The following is a 15,763-nucleotide window of genomic DNA, read 5'->3' as shown; positions in this document are numbered from 1 at the left end:
TTGCGGTTCAACCAAGCTTTCGGCTGGTCTTTACCAAACAACAGATTGTTTGGGTGTTATATGGTCAAGCCTCACGGGCAATTAGTATCGGTTAGCTCAACGCCTCACAGCGCTTACACACCCGACCTATCAACGTTGTAGTCTTCAACGGCCCTTCAGGAAGCTCAAGGCTCCAGTGAGATCTCATCTTGAGGCAAGTTTCCCGCTTAGATGCTTTCAGCGGTTATCTTTTCCGAACATAGCTACCCGGCAATGCCACTGGCGTGACAACCGGAACACCAGAGGTTCGTCCACTCCGGTCCTCTCGTACTAGGAGCAGCCCCTCTCAAATCTCAAACGTCCACGGCAGATAGGGACCGAACTGTCTCACGACGTTCTAAACCCAGCTCGCGTACCACTTTAAATGGCGAACAGCCATACCCTTGGGACCGGCTTCAGCCCCAGGATGTGATGAGCCGACATCGAGGTGCCAAACACCGCCGTCGATATGAACTCTTGGGCGGTATCAGCCTGTTATCCCCGGAGTACCTTTTATCCGTTGAGCGATGGCCCTTCCATACAGAACCACCGGATCACTAAGACCTACTTTCGTACCTGCTCGACGTGTCTGTCTCGCAGTCAAGCGCGCTTTTGCCTTTATACTCTGCGACCGATTTCCGACCGGTCTGAGCGCACCTTCGTACTCCTCCGTTACTCTTTAGGAGGAGACCGCCCCAGTCAAACTGCCCACCATACACTGTCCTCGATCCGGATAACGGACCAGAGTTAGAACCTCAAGCATGCCAGGGTGGTATTTCAAGGATGGCTCCACGAGAACTGGCGTCCTCGCTTCAAAGCCTCCCACCTATCCTACACAAGCAGGCTCAAAGTCCAGTGCAAAGCTACAGTAAAGGTTCACGGGGTCTTTCCGTCTAGCCGCGGATACACTGCATCTTCACAGCGATTTCAATTTCACTGAGTCTCGGGTGGAGACAGCGCCGCCATCGTTACGCCATTCGTGCAGGTCGGAACTTACCCGACAAGGAATTTCGCTACCTTAGGACCGTTATAGTTACGGCCGCCGTTTACCGGGGCTTCGATCAAGAGCTTCGCTTGCGCTAACCCCATCAATTAACCTTCCGGCACCGGGCAGGCGTCACACCCTATACGTCCACTTTCGTGTTTGCAGAGTGCTGTGTTTTTAATAAACAGTCGCAGCGGCCTGGTATCTTCGACCGGCATGAGCTTACGGAGCAAGTCCTTCACCCTCACCGGCGCACCTTCTCCCGAAGTTACGGTGCCATTTTGCCTAGTTCCTTCACCCGAGTTCTCTCAAGCGCCTTGGTATTCTCTACCCGACCACCTGTGTCGGTTTGGGGTACGATTTCTAATTACCTGAAGCTTAGAGGCTTTTCCTGGAAGCATGGCATCAACCACTTCCTCTTCATAAGAAGAGTCGTCATCAGCTCTCGGCCTTAACTGTCCGGATTTACCTAAACAGTCAGCCTACCGCCTTAAACTTGGACAACCAACGCCAAGCTGGCCTAGCCTTCTCCGTCCCCCCATCGCAGTAATTAGAAGTACAGGAATATTAACCTGTTTCCCATCGACTACGCCTTTCAGCCTCGCCTTAGGGGTCGACTCACCCTGCGTCGATTAACGTTGCGCAGGAACCCTTGGTCTTTCGGCGTGCGAGTTTTTCACTCGCATTGTCGTTACTCATGTCAGCATTCGCACTTCTGATACCTCCAGCAAGCTTCTCAACTCACCTTCACAGGCTTACAGAACGCTCCTCTACCGCTCATCTTGCGATGAACCCGTAGCTTCGGTGTGTAGTTTGAGCCCCGTTACATCTTCCGCGCAGGCCGACTCGACTAGTGAGCTATTACGCTTTCTTTAAAGGGTGGCTGCTTCTAAGCCAACCTCCTAGCTGTCTAAGCCTTCCCACATCGTTTACCACTTAACTACAACTTTGGGACCTTAGCTGACGGTCTGGGTTGTTTCCCTTTTCACGACGGACGTTAGCACCCGCCGTGTGTCTCCCATGCTTGCACTTCTGGGTATTCGGAGTTTGCATCGGTTTGGTAAGTCGGGATGACCCCCTAGCCGAAACAGTGCTCTACCCCCCAGAGTGATACATGAGGCGCTACCTAAATAGCTTTCGAGGAGAACCAGCTATCTCCGAGCTTGATTAGCCTTTCACTCCGATCCACAAGTCATCCCCTGCCTTTTCAACGGAAGTGGGTTCGGTCCTCCAGTCAGTGTTACCTAACCTTCAACCTGCTCATGGATAGATCGCCCGGTTTCGGGTCTATACCCAGCGACTAAAACGCCCTATTAAGACTCGCTTTCGCTACGCCTTCCCTATACGGTTAAGCTTGCCACTGAATATAAGTCGCTGACCCATTATACAAAAGGTACGCAGTCACCCAACAAAGTGGGCTCCCACTGCTTGTACGCATACGGTTTCAGGTTCTATTTCACTCCCCTCTCCGGGGTTCTTTTCGCCTTTCCCTCACGGTACTGGTTCACTATCGGTCAGTCAGTAGTATTTAGCCTTGGAGGATGGTCCCCCCATATTCAGACAACGTTTCACGTGCGCCGTCCTACTCGATTTCACTCAAAAGATCCTTTCACCTACGGGGCTATCACCCACTATGGCCGCACTTTCCAGAGCGTTCGGTTAAAATCAATTGAGCTTAAGGGCTAGTCCCCGTTCGCTCGCCACTACTTAGGGAATCTCGGTTGATTTCTTTTCCTCAGGGTACTTAGATGTTTCAGTTCCCCTGGTTCGCCTCTCACACCTATGGATTCAGTGTGAGATACCTGACTTATGTCAGGTGGGTTCCCCCATTCAGAGATCTCCGGATCACAGTCTATTTGCCGACTCCCCGAAGCTTATCGCAGGCTATCACGTCTTTCATCGCCTCTGACTGCCAAGGCATCCACCGTATGCGCTTATTCACTTGACCATATAACCCCAAAGAATCTGAAGTTATGTTTGGTTTGGAACACGACATTCGCCGAAAACTTGCGCTTGAACTCGCAAATTTACCTTGACCACATAGTCTGCAGTGAAACAGCCTATGTGTTCGTACTTCTATCACATACCCAAATTTTTAAAGAACAGTCTGAAAACAAAGTTCAGAAGTCAATGCTCCGACCCAACCCTTAGGGGGGGGTAAGCACTCAGTTCTGAGCTTTAACGCGGTGTTAGATGGTGGAGCCAAGGAGGATCGAACTCCTGACCTCCTGCGTGCAAAGCAGGCGCTCTCCCAGCTGAGCTATGGCCCCATCGATTGGTGGGTCTGGGCAGATTCGAACTGCCGACCTCACCCTTATCAGGGGTGCGCTCTAACCAACTGAGCTACAGACCCAATCGTCTAACGCTTGAGTCTTGACTCATCTCGCGTCTTTATTTCAGTGAATCAAGCAATTCGTGTGGGAGCTTATGCCAAAGCTGGGATCTATCGATTAAGGAGGTGATCCAGCCGCAGGTTCCCCTACGGCTACCTTGTTACGACTTCACCCCAGTCATGAATCACACCGTGGTAACCGTCCTCCCGAAGGTTAGACTAGCTACTTCTGGTGCAACCCACTCCCATGGTGTGACGGGCGGTGTGTACAAGGCCCGGGAACGTATTCACCGTGACGTTCTGATTCACGATTACTAGCGATTCCGACTTCACGCAGTCGAGTTGCAGACTGCGATCCGGACTACGATCGGTTTTATGGGATTAGCTCCACCTCGCGGTTTGGCAACCCTTTGTACCGACCATTGTAGCACGTGTGTAGCCCAGGCCGTAAGGGCCATGATGACTTGACGTCATCCCCACCTTCCTCCGGTTTGTCACCGGCAGTCTCCTTAGAGTGCCCACCATAATGTGCTGGTAACTAAGGACAAGGGTTGCGCTCGTTACGGGACTTAACCCAACATCTCACGACACGAGCTGACGACAGCCATGCAGCACCTGTGTCAGAGTTCCCGAAGGCACCAATCCATCTCTGGAAAGTTCTCTGCATGTCAAGGCCTGGTAAGGTTCTTCGCGTTGCTTCGAATTAAACCACATGCTCCACCGCTTGTGCGGGCCCCCGTCAATTCATTTGAGTTTTAACCTTGCGGCCGTACTCCCCAGGCGGTCAACTTATTGCGTTAGCTGCGCCACTAAAGTCTCAAGGACCCCAACGGCTAGTTGACATCGTTTACGGCGTGGACTACCAGGGTATCTAATCCTGTTTGCTCCCCACGCTTTCGCACCTCAGTGTCAGTATCAGTCCAGGTGGTCGCCTTCGCCACTGGTGTTCCTTCCTATATCTACGCATTTCACCGCTACACAGGAAATTCCACCACCCTCTACCGTACTCTAGCCAGGCAGTTTTGGATGCAGTTCCCAGGTTGAGCCCGGGGATTTCACATTCAACTTACCAAGCCACCTACGCGCGCTTTACGCCCAGTAATTCCGATTAACGCTTGCACCCTCTGTATTACCGCGGCTGCTGGCACAGAGTTAGCCGGTGCTTATTCTGCTGGTAACGTCAAAATTGCAACGTATTAGGTTACAACCCTTCCTCCCAGCTTAAAGTGCTTTACGACCCGAGGGCCTTCTTCACACACGCGGCATGGCTGGATCAGGCTTTCGCCCATTGTCCAATATTCCCCACTGCTGCCTCCCGTAGGAGTCTGGACCGTGTCTCAGTTCCAGTGTGACTGATCATCCTCTCAGACCAGTTACGGATCGTCGCCTTGGTGAGCCGTTACCCCACCAACTAGCTAATCCGACCTAGGCTCATCTGATAGCGTGAGGTCCGAAGATCCCCCACTTTCTCCCGTAGGACGTATGCGGTATTAGCGTTCCTTTCGAAACGTTGTCCCCCACTACCAGGCAGATTCCTAGGCATTACTCACCCGTCCGCCGCTGAATCAGAGAGCAAGCTCTCCTCATCCGCTCGACTTGCATGTGTTAGGCCTGCCGCCAGCGTTCAATCTGAGCCATGATCAAACTCTTCAGTTCAAACATATTTGGGTTTTGAGAAAACCCTAAACTTGGCTCAGCAATCGCAAATAAACTCTCGAATTCACGAGTGTTACTTGTCTTGCTGATAATCTTGTCGATCCATCAGTCTTACAGCACAAGCACCCACACGAATTGCTTGATTCAACTTGTTAAAGAGCGGTTGGTTAAGACCTTGTCTCAACCGAGGCGCGCATTCTACGCTAACCTCTTGTCCTGTCAAGCTTTTTGTTCAACCGGTCTAACCTGCTGAACTGCTTGCCGGACCTGCCGGATCAGGAAACCTGTTCTGGCAGCGGGAGGCGTATTCTACACAAACCCAGGGGCTTGTCAACTACCGCTTCCCTCTTCCCGCTTCTGCCAGACCGGAGGCCTGACCCTGACCAAACAGCTAAGCCATTGATCTACAAGGCTTTTTGCCGTTCCGTTGCAGCGGAAGTGGGGCGCATTATAGGCCCCTCCGCTCACAGGTCAAGCTTTATTTGAATAGGCTTCGATAAAATCCTATATATAGCTTCCAGACTGCCTTAAGGTGTTACTACACGCGGCTCTTATGGATGTACCGAGCCTCTCTTTCAGGACGTCTGATTCATACCACTTTAATAGTAGCCCTATTGTCTATCACCTGATCCTTTGGAAAAGCAGCACGCCAACAAGCGAGGAATACATGAGGTTTTACCTATTTGCTTTTGGACTTACCGCTCTTGTTGCCTTTCAACCGGCATTTGCAATGGATGAAGAGGATTACTCGGCTACCTTTAATACGTGCCTTGATGAGTCCAGAGGCACCACTAGAGACATGCTGAGCTGTATATCTGCCGAAACAAAGCTTCAGGATACTCGGCTGAATGAAGCCTATCAGAACACGATGGCTACCTTTAGCGATCCACAGAAAGCCAAGCTCAAAGAGACTCAACGGTTGTGGATCAAATATCGAGACGCCAACTGTAGCCTTTATACCAATGCAACAGGCGGTACGATTGATGCGCTGAATACGGCATCCTGCCTATTGGATATGACCAAAGCTCGTGCTGATGAGCTGAGCCGTTTTACAGAGCAGGACCCCTCTCTTTAAGTTGGCCGCACGTGGTCTCTTGTGTTTGCTCTTATAAAGAGTAAGCACGTTCCACTTTTACGATCTGCACACTGTACCCTTCGTACCACTTGGTGCGTCCCTGCCAGCGCGCCTGCTGGTGCTCAGGCTGATCTTTCCATGCCTTTATGGCCTTTTCATCGGTCCAATAAGAAATGGTGATTCCAGTACCGTTCTCGCCTCTTACGGAAACGACGCCTAGAAACCCTGGCTGCCTTTTGGCCAATTCGAGCATGTGCTCGGCTGTTTCCTCATAGCCATCTTTTTGAGCACTTTGCTTGGAAACAAAAATGACTGCGTAGCATGGCGGAGAGGGAAGGCTCACTATTTGTTCCTCCCTGACGAAACGGCATGAGTGGCAGAGGCTTTTATAAAGGCTTTAACAAGGGGAGGCAGACGTCCCTTCAAGGCCTGACGCTCGGATTGAAAGAGTGTTGCAATAAAGAAGGGATGATCATGCAGTTCGACCGCCCTCACCTCTCCAGCAGCATTGTGTCCGACAGCTTTAAGCTTGCCGGACAAGATCTCTAGCCCGACCGCTGTATTAAGACCATATGCACAGCGGTATTCCTCGTAGCTTTCTATAGCACCATACGCTTCGGCTATACGTGAGCTGGAAGTGAATCCTACCTGTTCGCCTCTTTCTATTAGCGCACAGGCTAGCGGAGAGACTATCGGGTTATCGCGTTCCGGTGCTGTTTCAGCATGCGCTGCGTTGGCCCGGTTCAGCTCATTGCGTGCATATTCGATCAATGCATACTGAAATCCTGCGCAGCTGCCTAAAAACGGGAGGGCGTGATTTCTGGCGTATCGAATAGCAGATAGCGCACCTTCCTCATTGTCATACGGGCTTCCAGGGGTGCACCAAACGCCATTAGCTTCTTCGAAAGTCGTTTCTTCTATATTAGCTGTAGCGATCCACTCGAATACCAAGGGAATATTCAGAGCGGCTTGAGCCAAGTGCAACGCCTGAATGATGGCTTGGTGCGCCTTGATCTCAGGGTTGTAGTCACCTACCAGCGCAACCCGAACGCTTTGCCTACCTGGTATAAGGTTTTTCACCGGTGCGCTCATGGACTTCTCCTCTATAGTTTTACTTCTTAGGCAGGCACTATAAAAAGAGACCCTGTTGACCACTATTGGCGCCTCGGCAGACTGTCCTTGCACATATGCACAATCGACTCGACTATTCTGATCTTACGCTGATTCTTGCCTTGGTAAGGGGGGGCTCGCTTTCACGTGCTGCCGAGCGGCTTCGCGTAGACGTGTCTACCGTATTTCGCTCTATTAGACGTCTTGAGGCGTCATTAGGGCTTGAGTTATTTGAGAAGAAACGAACCGGCTACTTACCTACGCCCACCGCCTTGCTGTTGGCGGATCAAGCCGAACGGGCTGAGCATGCCCTGGACAATGCGCGGGCCAGTCTTTTGGAAGCCGACTCCATTGCGGGCACTGTGCAACTGACCTGTACCGAATCCGTACTGGCAAATCTTGTGGCCCCGGCGCTTGGAGATGTCTTACCAGACTATCCGCAGCTGATGCTGGAAATATCGACATCCGACGGTTTCGCTGACTTGAGCCGGCGGGATGCCGACATCGCTATACGGCTGACGAAAACACCGCCGGAACACCTGGTAGGTCGCTGCCTGGGAAAAGTGCCGTATGCCTTGTATGGACATACGTCTTATCTAAGTCAGATTCAGGATAAGCCGTGGGATGCGCTGACCTGGATATCACTCGATGACTCTTTCAGCGATCACCCCACCGTCACGTGGCGCACGCTTAACTATCCAACCCTCATCCCAAGGTATCGCTGCCAGAGCATACATGCCGTTACGCAGCTGGTGCGCTCAGGATTAGGCGTTGCCATCTTGCCCTGCTTTGTATTGCAAACAGCTCCCGAACTCTGCCCGTTAAGCGCTCCCTTGATCCATTGCGAAAGTGAGCTCTGGATTCTCATACGGGCAGGTGGTCGTGTATTGCAGCCAGTGCATACCCTTTACAGGGCCTTAAGCGAGACCATCTCTCTGAATCAGAACGGCAAGCGACCGACTCACTTATGAAGGCCCAGCATCCTTTAACCGGATCACTGTAGCCAAGGTTCCGCGACATAAATGTGAGGCGAAACGCTGCGCAAAAGAGGCCTTTAAATGCCATTGGTCGCCGAGGCACACCAAGAGTCAGTCTATATGCTCGCCGCATCAGATTTTATAGTTTGATTAATGTAGGCTGTGCGCCTCTTGGTTAATGGTGCGCTGTAACCCTGCTCGACACCAAGCCAACATACTTTGCTCATTTATGGAAAGCTTGCCGCTATGGCTCAATCAAATTCCTGCTTATCCGCACAGCAAGAAATTGACTCTCTGCTGGATCATTTACAGGCCGCCAATGATTTGATCGAGCACGCACTCGCCATGATTGCTCAAGTTCATCGTGGCGAAAAAAGCCCTGAAGAACTCAAGCCACTGCGCGATGCATTCAGCTCGGTGATCAGTCTGCAAACGCCTGAACGCTTCGCCATTCGGCATTAAAGAGTTGCGGTCAATCTGCTTTATTGAAAGGCGCCTCTGGCGCCTTTCTCTTGCCTGACCATTAAGGTTGCGCCATCAGCCAGGGCAGCACCTCCTGACAGGGTTGCTCAACCTTCAATGTGCATATCGTATCGGCGCGCGTCTTGCCGATATTGATCAGAATAAGAGGCCTGCCAAGCTCTACGATCAACTTGCATAGCCGAAAGCTCGAATAGGCCATCAGGGACGTACCTATTGCAACCAGCGCATCGGCATGCCGAACAACCTCCCATGCTGCCTCCGCCTCATGTGCAGGCACGCCTTCACCAAAGAATACGACATCCGGCTTGAGCCATTCACTGCCGCAACAGGGGCAACCCGCCAGGCGAAAGCCTTCAAGATAGGACGCTGCGAGATGGGCATCGCCATCAGGTGCCAGGACAGCATCGATACCCTGTACATTCGGATTAAGCGCCCTCAGCTCGTTCTGGACGTCCTCGCGCCACATGCGGTTGCCGCAATCCATGCACACGACTCGGTGCAGGTTGCCATGCAGCTCCGTAACATGGTGACTGCCGGCCTTCCCGTGCAGCGCATCTACATTCTGCGTAACGATGCCCGAAATTCGCCGCCCCGCCTCCAATTCAGCCAGTGCCTTGTGCGTGGCATTGGGCATGGCATCACGCACGGCGGGCCAACCTACCATGCTACGGGCCCAATATCGTTTTCGAGCCTCAGGGGAGTTCATGAACTCCTGAAACATCATGGGTGCCCTGCCCCGGCGCACGCCATTGACGTCGCGGTAATCTGGGATACCCGATGCGGTGCTGATACCCGCGCCTGTCAATATCAGCGGTTGATAGCGGTAGATAAGCGCTTTCAGATCAGACAGCTCGGTTTCAAAATCAGGCATGACGGCATCTATATCGTCTAGTAGTGGATTAGCTTAGGCGATAACTCTGAACGCCAGCCTTGATAGACAGGAGCCGGCCAGCTTCAGTGCGCCTTTAACAAGAATGCCGTTGTCTCGCTGTAAAAGATGACCATTGGTCGCCCTTTGGTTCAAAAAACGTCGATCTCGTATCGTTCAGCTCTTGTTCAGCACGGATTCAGAAAGTATTCAGCCACCCTGGCGTAGTCTGAAACTGTCAGAAGATGCTCCAGTGAGGAGGCCCGATCATGATGTATCCCCAGCTGGCTGTTGCGTTCCCCGCTCCGATCGACGCAGCCAGTTCACATGCATCGGTAACCTCCTCATGTTCTTCGGCGATGTTCCTTGCAGCTCCATTGTGCACAGGCCAGTTCATCCCTGGTGGTGCATAGCCACTTTCCCCAGTGGCAGTTTCTCGATCCCCATGAAGTGCTCCTGACCTCTCCCCATCGGAGAGGTTTTTTTTGTCTGATACAAATGACGCATATCCAGAAACCTTTCCTTTATCCTCCTTTATCGAGTACTTGCCCTGATAGAGGGGCACATCACTCACCGTATTGGTCAGAAGTCGAGGATAATGCCCTATCGATTCGAGTTGACCTTTGTTTGCCGAACATTCAGGAACACCCATGAAAATTCTCGTCGTCGAAGACGAAAACCTGCTCCGTCACCACCTCAAGGTGCGCCTTAGCGAAGCTGGGCATGTGGTCAATGCCGTAGGCAATGCCGAGGAAGCCCTTTATAACGCACGCGAATTCCACCATGACCTGGCGATTGTGGACCTGGGTCTGCCCGGCATGAGCGGTCTTGATCTGATCCGTCAGCTTCGCACTCAGGGCATGGCCCTGCCGATTCTGATCCTTACTGCTCGCGGTAGCTGGCAGGACAAGGTGGAAGGCTTGGGCGCTGGTGCCGACGACTATGTCGTCAAGCCGTTTCAGTTCGAAGAGCTGGAAGCGCGCCTGAATGTATTGCTGCGCCGCTCGGCCGGCTTCATCCAACCCAGCATCAAGGCCGGTAATCTGCGCCTGGACCTTGGTCGCCAGCAGGCCTTCAATGAAGAGCAGCCTTTGCAGCTGACGGCTTATGAATATCGCCTGCTTGAATACCTCATGCGCAACCATCAGCAGGTCATCACGAAAGAGCGCCTCATGGAGCAGCTCTACGACGATGACGGCGAGCATGACAGCAATGTCATCGAGGTACTGGTTGGCCGTCTGCGACGCAAGCTGGAAGCGTCATGCGGTATGCAGCCCATCGAGACCGTCCGCGGACGTGGATATCTGTTTACCGAGCGCTGCCAATGATTCGATCGTTCCGCCTGCGCCTACTATTGAGTGCGGCGCTTCTGGTCATCATTTGCCTGGGCTTGATGATCCCAGCCATTGGCAAGGCGTTTGACGGGACGGTAGAAAACTTTGTGGCGGCGCGCCTTGAGGCTAACGCCAACACGTTGATTGGTGCGGCCCGGGCTATCGATGGGCGTCTGGCGATGCCGGAGATGATTGCAGAGGAGGTCTTTGACCGTCCGCAGTCACCCATTCTGGGGTATGTATACGATCAGAATGGTCGCTTACTCTGGCGCTCCCGCTCTGCGGTACGTGAACGACCCAATTACCGACCAACATTTGATGGAACTGGCGTCAAGCTGGTCAAAACCACAGATGATGAGGGCCGCGGCTTTTTCGTCTTTGACCGAGAGGTCTTGCTGGGCAACCCGCCCGTAGCAGGCTTCAGTATCGTCACCATGCAGCCGGCCGAGGAATACGATCGCCTGCGCAGCGGCTTTATGCATCAGGTTACGCTCTGGTTAAGCGGCGTCTTGTTTGCCCTGCTGATTCTTCTGGCGGTAGGACTGCACTGGAGCCTGCGTCCGCTGCATCGCTTGAGCCGCCAGCTGGATGCCATCGAGACTGACCAGCGTGATCTGCTCGACGAGAAGAATGTACCTAGCGAGATTAGCCGCCTGATCCGCTCCCTCAATCGCCTTCTCGATTTCGAGCGACTGCAACGGGAGCGCTATCGCGACACGCTGGGTGATCTGGCCCATAGCCTGAAGACCCCGCTGGCCGTTCTGCAGGGCGTGACAGAAGACCTGCGCCGAAAACCCAGCCTGGAGCATGAGGTGTCTGCGCTTCAGGTTCAGATTGAGCGCATGAATCAACAGGTTGTTTTCCAGCTGCAACGTGCCACACGGCGCGGTGCGGTATTGAGCCGGCCACTGGAACTGCAGCCGCTCGTGGAGTCCTTGTTCAGTACGTTGGACAAGGTGTACGCCGAGAAGAAAGTCCAGGCGTCACTGCATTTCCCGCCGGGTATGAAAGTTCAGGCGGAGGAAGCCGCCATGCTGGAAGTCTTTGGCAACCTGCTGGAGAACGGTTATCGCCTGTGCCTGACTCAAGTACAGGTCAGCGCTGAGTTCATCGACGACAGCTGGATCATCGATATCGAGGATGATGGCCCCGGTATTCCAGCCGAGCGACGCGAGACCGTCCTGCGGCGAGGCGTACGCATCGACAGCCGCCACCCTGGTCAAGGCATCGGGCTGGCCGTCGTGCAGGATATCCTTGAAGGCTACCGCAGCGCCCTGACGATTGATGATTCTTCGTTAGGTGGTGCTCGTTTTCGCTTCCGTCTGCCGAGTGTCTCCCCTGAACGTCCTCGATTAGGGCACAATGAAGTCCGGACGTGACTTGCAAGTCAATGTTTGCGTCTGCCCTGTTACCCCCGCCATTTGCTCTATAGGACCCCGGCATGGAACGCGATTGCCGCCACCTGGAATCACTGCTGTACCGCGATATCCCGATCACTCAGGCCCTTGGCCTACAGGTGAAGAGTTGGGAAGCGCATTCCCTGCGTCTGCATGCGCCGCTCGATGCTAACGTCAATCATGCCCACACGATGTTTGGTGGAAGCCTCTATTGCATCGCCGTACTGGCGGGCTGGGGCTGGCTCTACCTGCGCCTGCGCGAAGCAGGCCTGGAAGAGGAAGGCCATATCGTGATTCAGGAAGGTCAGATTGCCTATCCGCTGCCTGTGACCACAGACGCTATTGCGCTGTGCGATGCGCCGGACGAGCGTGACTGGCAGCGTTTCGAGACCATGTTCCGCCGTCGCGGTCGTGGCCGCTTGACGTTGCACTCACGTATTCTGGCCGCCAACGGTGAAGACGGCGTGCGCTTCACCGGGCAGTACGTGCTGCACAAGTAATATCAGGCCTGGCGGGATGCCAGCTCAACGAGCGTGTCCCGCCAATGTGCCTCGGCCGGCAAGGCCAGGAAGTAGGGATTGAGAAAATCCTCCCTCGCCTCGTATGTCAGTGGCTCACCGTTCAGGTTGAGTACGACGCCACCCGCCCCTTCCAGGACGCCCTGAGCCGCTGCCGTGTCCCATTGAGAAGTTGGCGCTAGTCGGGGATAGCAGTCCGCCGCACCTTCAGCCAGCAGACAGAACTTCAGCGAGCTGCCGACATTGGCCAGCTTGATCTCGCCCATATGCTCACCCAGCCCAGCCAGGAGCTGTTCCTGAGCAGGACTACTGTGTCGGCGGCTGGCAACGACGGTAAAGCCTTGTACAGGTGTAGGCCGGACATTGATCTCTTCGCCGTCCTCTCCCCGTATACGCCAGGCGCCCATTTCTGTTCCGCCACAGTAATACAGGTCACGGGTGGGCACACCGACCACACCAAACACAACGCGCCCCTCTTCCACCAAGGCGATGTTGACGGTGAACTCCTCACTGCCGGAGATGAACTCCTTAGTGCCATCCAGCGGATCGACGACCCACCAGCAGCGCCAGCGGGCACGCTCCTCCAGCGAAATATCACACGCTTCTTCCGAGAGTACCGGAATGTCCGGGGTCAGCGCGGCCAAGCCTTCGCTGATGATGCGGTGGGCAGCTAGATCAGCGGCGGTAACCGGCGAGGCGTCGGCCTTTTCCGTCACGGCCACGTCATTGCGCCAGAAAGGAAGGATTGCGGCACCGGCCTGGCGGACCAGGTCGACAACGTTGAGCACCAGCGGTGCGGTAATGGAGACGGGTACCATCATAAAAACCTCCACAGGCAGATGAGGCCGCCTCAATAACGACCGCACGGTAAATGTCAGGCGACGAACTCGCCACGCTGGATCAACAGATCCCGCACTAAATAGAGCGCAGCCAATGCGCGTCCTTCGGTAAACCGGGGATTATCCATCAGACTGAATAGCTCGCGTAGGCTGATCTTGTCTACCTCGATCGGTTCGGGCTCATCGCCCTGCAAACGCTCGGGATAAAGATCGCGCGCCAACACGACATGAATTTTCTGATTCATGTAGCCGGGCGACAGAGAGAGCTGCGTCAGATATTCGAGCTGGCGGGCACCGTAACCGGCTTCCTCCTTGAGCTCACGGTTAGCGCCCTCCAGTACGGTCTCGTCCATCTCGACAAGCCCCTTGGGCAGGGACAACTGATAGTCTTCGGTGCCGCCGCAGTATTCTTCAATCAACAGGGCATGCTCGTTGTCCAGCATGGCCACGACCATGACCGCGCCCGGGCCGGTCCCCTTGTTGGCCAGTCGTTCATAGGTGCGCTCTTCACCATTGGAAAAGCGCAGCTCGACTTCTTCAACCGTGAAAAGACGACTCTTGGCAACGATCTGCCGGGCAAGCACAGCGGGTTTCTGGCGCATAAACGGCTCCTGAGCGAATCGGGTCGGCTATCATAACGCGCCTTGTTTAATAATCCGTGGCCGGGACGATCTGTCTTGGCGTAATCATGAAGAGATGGCTCACCGCGGTTACGGTGGAGTCCAAAAGAGGAAGCCATGCCTACCCTTGCCTGGAATCAGATCGACACCGTCTTGCTGGATATGGACGGCACGCTGCTCGATTTACACTTCGACAATCATTTCTGGCTGGAATATCTCCCGCAGTGCTACGCCAAGCATCATAGCCAGTCCTTTGAGTGGGCCATGGCCGAACTGGAGCCACTGTTCAAGGAGAATGCCGGCAAACTGACCTGGTATTGCCTGGACTACTGGAGCGCTCAACTGGGGCTTTCGATCGCCGCACTAAAGCGGGATATTGCCCATCTTATTGCCTTACGTCCCGATGCCGACACGTTTCTGTCTGCCATTCAGGCAGCAGGCAAGCGGGTCGCCCTGATCACCAATGCCCATCGGGACTCGCTCTCCCTAAAGCTTGAACGTATCGAGCTTGCGCCTTATTTCGACCGGATGATCAGTTCCCATGACTATGGTTTCCCCAAGGAAGACCAGCAGTTCTGGTTTGCACTGCAGCAGGACTTCGGCTTTGATCCGGCCCGTACACTGTTCATCGACGACAGCCTATCCGTTCTGCGCAGCGCCCAGCGGTATGGCATCGCTCATCTTCTGGCGGTACGCAATCCCGATAGTCGCCAGGGCCCGCGGGACACCGCTGAATTCGAGGCGGTAGACGATTATCGAGAGCTGCTACCATCCCAGGAGACGGTGGCTACGTCACACTCCTGAGCGTGACCCACGCACAGACGCCTCATGCCTGGGTTGACCCTGCCGGCGAAGCGGCGCAACGTTTCAGCGCGACCCAGTGTGGAGTGATGATGCACTGGGCCGGCGTTTAGTCCCCTGGTTAACCTTTTCAGGACTGCCTCTATGAACGCTTTTCGACGCACCCTGCCGCTTCGCGGCGCTGTTTGGTTGTCTGCCATTACCCTTGTGTTCTGTGCTTCGGCCAATGCTGTCCAGAGCACAAGTGGCTTTACGCCTTTGCTTGATAAGATCAACGCTCGCACCTCAACGGCCGATCAGGTTGCGCTGAGCAAATGGGACAGCGGCAAGCCGGTCCTCGACACCCAACGAGAGGCGGATGTCCTGGCCCGGGTTCGTAATGAAGCCGCCGCTCACGGTTTGCAGCCCGATGATGCGCAGCGCTTCTTTTCCGATCAGATCGAGGCTAACAAGTGGGTCCAGTATGGGCTGCTGGATCGCTGGCATGCCATCGATAAGGCACCCAACAAGACGCGCCCGGACCTTGCCGTGGTTCGTAAGCAGCTCGATCAGCTGCAGAACGAGCTGCTCGATGCACTCCAGGCTGCCGAGCCGCTACGCAAGGCGCCGGACTGCCCACATGTCGCAGCCCGTGCGGTGAGCACCTATGCCACGGCACATGCACTTGATTCTCTGCATCGGCTGGCGTTGGTCCGCGGTATGGCCAATGTCTGCCAGGGGTCGCAGCAGCAGGTGGCTGCCACCGATTAA

Annotated in this window: 14 protein-coding genes, 2 tRNA genes and 2 rRNA genes; 8 read left to right on the top strand and 10 right to left on the bottom strand. The window is 54.5% G+C overall.

Annotation, left to right across the window (positions count from 1 at the left end; genetic code table 11):
* Window positions 1-60 precede the first annotated feature (60 nt).
* The 4 genes from JQR86_RS00615 to JQR86_RS00600 form a co-directional block, all read right to left on the bottom strand.
* A 23S ribosomal RNA gene (locus JQR86_RS00615) occupies window positions 61-2,951 on the bottom strand.
* Window positions 2,952-3,197: 246 nt separating this feature from the next.
* Window positions 3,198-3,273, bottom strand: a tRNA-Ala gene (locus JQR86_RS00610).
* 6 nt (window positions 3,274-3,279) lie between these two features.
* Window positions 3,280-3,356, bottom strand: a tRNA-Ile gene (locus tag JQR86_RS00605).
* 98 nt (window positions 3,357-3,454) lie between these two features.
* A 16S ribosomal RNA gene (locus tag JQR86_RS00600) occupies window positions 3,455-4,991 on the bottom strand.
* The 16S and 23S rRNA genes sit together here with 2 tRNA genes alongside, the layout of an rRNA operon.
* A 553-nt stretch (window positions 4,992-5,544) precedes the next feature.
* Between JQR86_RS00600 and JQR86_RS00595 the strand changes: the two genes are divergently transcribed.
* Window positions 5,545-6,066 (top strand): lysozyme inhibitor LprI family protein, encoded by a 522-nt coding sequence (locus tag JQR86_RS00595; protein ID WP_434154144.1) that lies wholly within the window; start codon window positions 5,545-5,547, stop codon window positions 6,064-6,066.
* A gap of 31 nt (window positions 6,067-6,097) precedes the next feature.
* Here the strand turns inward: JQR86_RS00595 and JQR86_RS00590 are convergent, their stop codons facing one another.
* A complete protein-coding gene (locus JQR86_RS00590; RefSeq protein WP_074820770.1) occupies window positions 6,098-6,409 on the bottom strand; it encodes an antibiotic biosynthesis monooxygenase family protein in 312 nt (103 codons plus the stop codon).
* Window positions 6,409-7,158, bottom strand: a complete 750-nt coding sequence (locus JQR86_RS00585) for a CTP synthase C-terminal region-related (seleno)protein (RefSeq protein WP_407362544.1) — start codon at window positions 7,156-7,158, stop codon at window positions 6,409-6,411. The genes JQR86_RS00590 and JQR86_RS00585 overlap by 1 nt, the downstream gene beginning before the upstream one ends.
* Window positions 7,159-7,253: 95 nt before the next feature.
* On the opposite strand from JQR86_RS00585, the gene JQR86_RS00580 reads away from it, so the two are divergent.
* Together JQR86_RS00580 and JQR86_RS00575 are read left to right on the top strand one after the other, a co-directional pair.
* The gene (locus JQR86_RS00580; protein WP_407362545.1) at window positions 7,254-8,147 is read left to right on the top strand and encodes a LysR family transcriptional regulator; all 894 of its coding nucleotides are present in this window, start codon (window positions 7,254-7,256) and stop codon (window positions 8,145-8,147) included.
* 252 nt (window positions 8,148-8,399) lie between these two features.
* A complete protein-coding gene (locus JQR86_RS00575) occupies window positions 8,400-8,615 on the top strand; it encodes a hypothetical protein (protein ID WP_010796229.1) in 216 nt (71 codons plus the stop codon).
* Between the two features lie 61 nt (window positions 8,616-8,676).
* Here JQR86_RS00575 and JQR86_RS00570 read toward each other — a convergent pair whose 3' ends face one another.
* Window positions 8,677-9,507, bottom strand: coding sequence for an NAD-dependent protein deacetylase (locus JQR86_RS00570; RefSeq protein ID WP_434154142.1), 831 nt, complete (start codon window positions 9,505-9,507; stop codon window positions 8,677-8,679).
* Between the two features lie 235 nt (window positions 9,508-9,742).
* Window positions 9,743-10,156 (bottom strand): hypothetical protein, encoded by a 414-nt coding sequence (locus JQR86_RS00565; RefSeq protein WP_037029850.1) that lies wholly within the window; start codon window positions 10,154-10,156, stop codon window positions 9,743-9,745.
* Between JQR86_RS00565 and JQR86_RS00560 the strand changes: the two genes are divergently transcribed.
* From JQR86_RS00560 to JQR86_RS00550, 3 genes are all read left to right on the top strand, one after another.
* Window positions 10,155-10,832: a response regulator transcription factor gene (locus tag JQR86_RS00560; protein ID WP_010796231.1), complete on the top strand. Its 678-nt coding sequence runs from the start codon at window positions 10,155-10,157 to the stop codon at window positions 10,830-10,832. The genes JQR86_RS00565 and JQR86_RS00560 overlap by 2 nt on opposite strands.
* A complete protein-coding gene (locus JQR86_RS00555) occupies window positions 10,829-12,217 on the top strand; it encodes an ATP-binding protein (protein WP_219651232.1) in 1,389 nt (462 codons plus the stop codon). The genes JQR86_RS00560 and JQR86_RS00555 overlap by 4 nt, the downstream gene beginning before the upstream one ends.
* Window positions 12,218-12,279: 62 nt before the next feature.
* The gene (locus JQR86_RS00550; RefSeq protein WP_010796233.1) at window positions 12,280-12,735 is read left to right on the top strand and encodes a YiiD C-terminal domain-containing protein; all 456 of its coding nucleotides are present in this window, start codon (window positions 12,280-12,282) and stop codon (window positions 12,733-12,735) included.
* A gap of 2 nt (window positions 12,736-12,737) precedes the next feature.
* Here JQR86_RS00550 and cysQ read toward each other — a convergent pair whose 3' ends face one another.
* Both cysQ and nudE read right to left on the bottom strand, forming a co-directional pair.
* On the bottom strand, window positions 12,738-13,574 hold the full coding sequence (cysQ, locus tag JQR86_RS00545) for a 3'(2'),5'-bisphosphate nucleotidase CysQ (RefSeq protein ID WP_434154141.1): 837 nt from the start codon (window positions 13,572-13,574) through the stop codon (window positions 12,738-12,740).
* A gap of 53 nt (window positions 13,575-13,627) precedes the next feature.
* Complete coding sequence (gene nudE / locus JQR86_RS00540; RefSeq protein WP_010796235.1) at window positions 13,628-14,194, bottom strand: ADP compounds hydrolase NudE; 567 nt, start codon at window positions 14,192-14,194, stop codon at window positions 13,628-13,630.
* A gap of 135 nt (window positions 14,195-14,329) precedes the next feature.
* Between nudE and yrfG the strand changes: the two genes are divergently transcribed.
* Window positions 14,330-15,016, top strand: a complete 687-nt coding sequence (yrfG, locus tag JQR86_RS00535) for a GMP/IMP nucleotidase (protein ID WP_434154140.1) — start codon at window positions 14,330-14,332, stop codon at window positions 15,014-15,016.
* Window positions 15,017-15,157: 141 nt separating this feature from the next.
* Window positions 15,158-15,763 (top strand): chorismate mutase, encoded by a 606-nt coding sequence (locus JQR86_RS00530; RefSeq protein WP_407362549.1) that lies wholly within the window; start codon window positions 15,158-15,160, stop codon window positions 15,761-15,763.

Origin of the sequence: Pseudomonas sp. JZ134, from assembly GCF_051027695.1 — a bacterium.
Lineage (GTDB): Bacteria > Pseudomonadota > Gammaproteobacteria > Pseudomonadales > Pseudomonadaceae > Chryseomonas > Chryseomonas luteola.
This window is presented reverse-complemented; position numbering and strand designations above follow the sequence as displayed.

What these genes read in the sequence shown, in the direction of transcription:
- JQR86_RS00565 (WP_037029850.1), bottom strand. Translation starts at nt 10,156, where the DNA reads ATGGGTGTTCCTGAATGTTCGGCAAACAAAGGTCAACTCGAATCGATA.
- JQR86_RS00550 (WP_010796233.1), top strand. Translation starts at nt 12,280, where the DNA reads ATGGAACGCGATTGCCGCCACCTGGAATCACTGCTGTACCGCGATATC.
- JQR86_RS00570 (WP_434154142.1), bottom strand. Translation starts at nt 9,507, where the DNA reads ATGCCTGATTTTGAAACCGAGCTGTCTGATCTGAAAGCGCTTATCTAC.
- JQR86_RS00560 (WP_010796231.1), top strand. Translation starts at nt 10,155, where the DNA reads ATGAAAATTCTCGTCGTCGAAGACGAAAACCTGCTCCGTCACCACCTC.
- yrfG (WP_434154140.1), top strand. Translation starts at nt 14,330, where the DNA reads ATGCCTACCCTTGCCTGGAATCAGATCGACACCGTCTTGCTGGATATG.
- JQR86_RS00580 (WP_407362545.1), top strand. Translation starts at nt 7,254, where the DNA reads ATGCACAATCGACTCGACTATTCTGATCTTACGCTGATTCTTGCCTTG.
- cysQ (WP_434154141.1), bottom strand. Translation starts at nt 13,574, where the DNA reads ATGATGGTACCCGTCTCCATTACCGCACCGCTGGTGCTCAACGTTGTC.
- JQR86_RS00585 (WP_407362544.1), bottom strand. Translation starts at nt 7,158, where the DNA reads ATGAGCGCACCGGTGAAAAACCTTATACCAGGTAGGCAAAGCGTTCGG.
- JQR86_RS00555 (WP_219651232.1), top strand. Translation starts at nt 10,829, where the DNA reads ATGATTCGATCGTTCCGCCTGCGCCTACTATTGAGTGCGGCGCTTCTG.
- JQR86_RS00575 (WP_010796229.1), top strand. Translation starts at nt 8,400, where the DNA reads ATGGCTCAATCAAATTCCTGCTTATCCGCACAGCAAGAAATTGACTCT.
- JQR86_RS00595 (WP_434154144.1), top strand. Translation starts at nt 5,545, where the DNA reads ATGGATGTACCGAGCCTCTCTTTCAGGACGTCTGATTCATACCACTTT.
- JQR86_RS00530 (WP_407362549.1), top strand. Translation starts at nt 15,158, where the DNA reads ATGAACGCTTTTCGACGCACCCTGCCGCTTCGCGGCGCTGTTTGGTTG.
- nudE (WP_010796235.1), bottom strand. Translation starts at nt 14,194, where the DNA reads ATGCGCCAGAAACCCGCTGTGCTTGCCCGGCAGATCGTTGCCAAGAGT.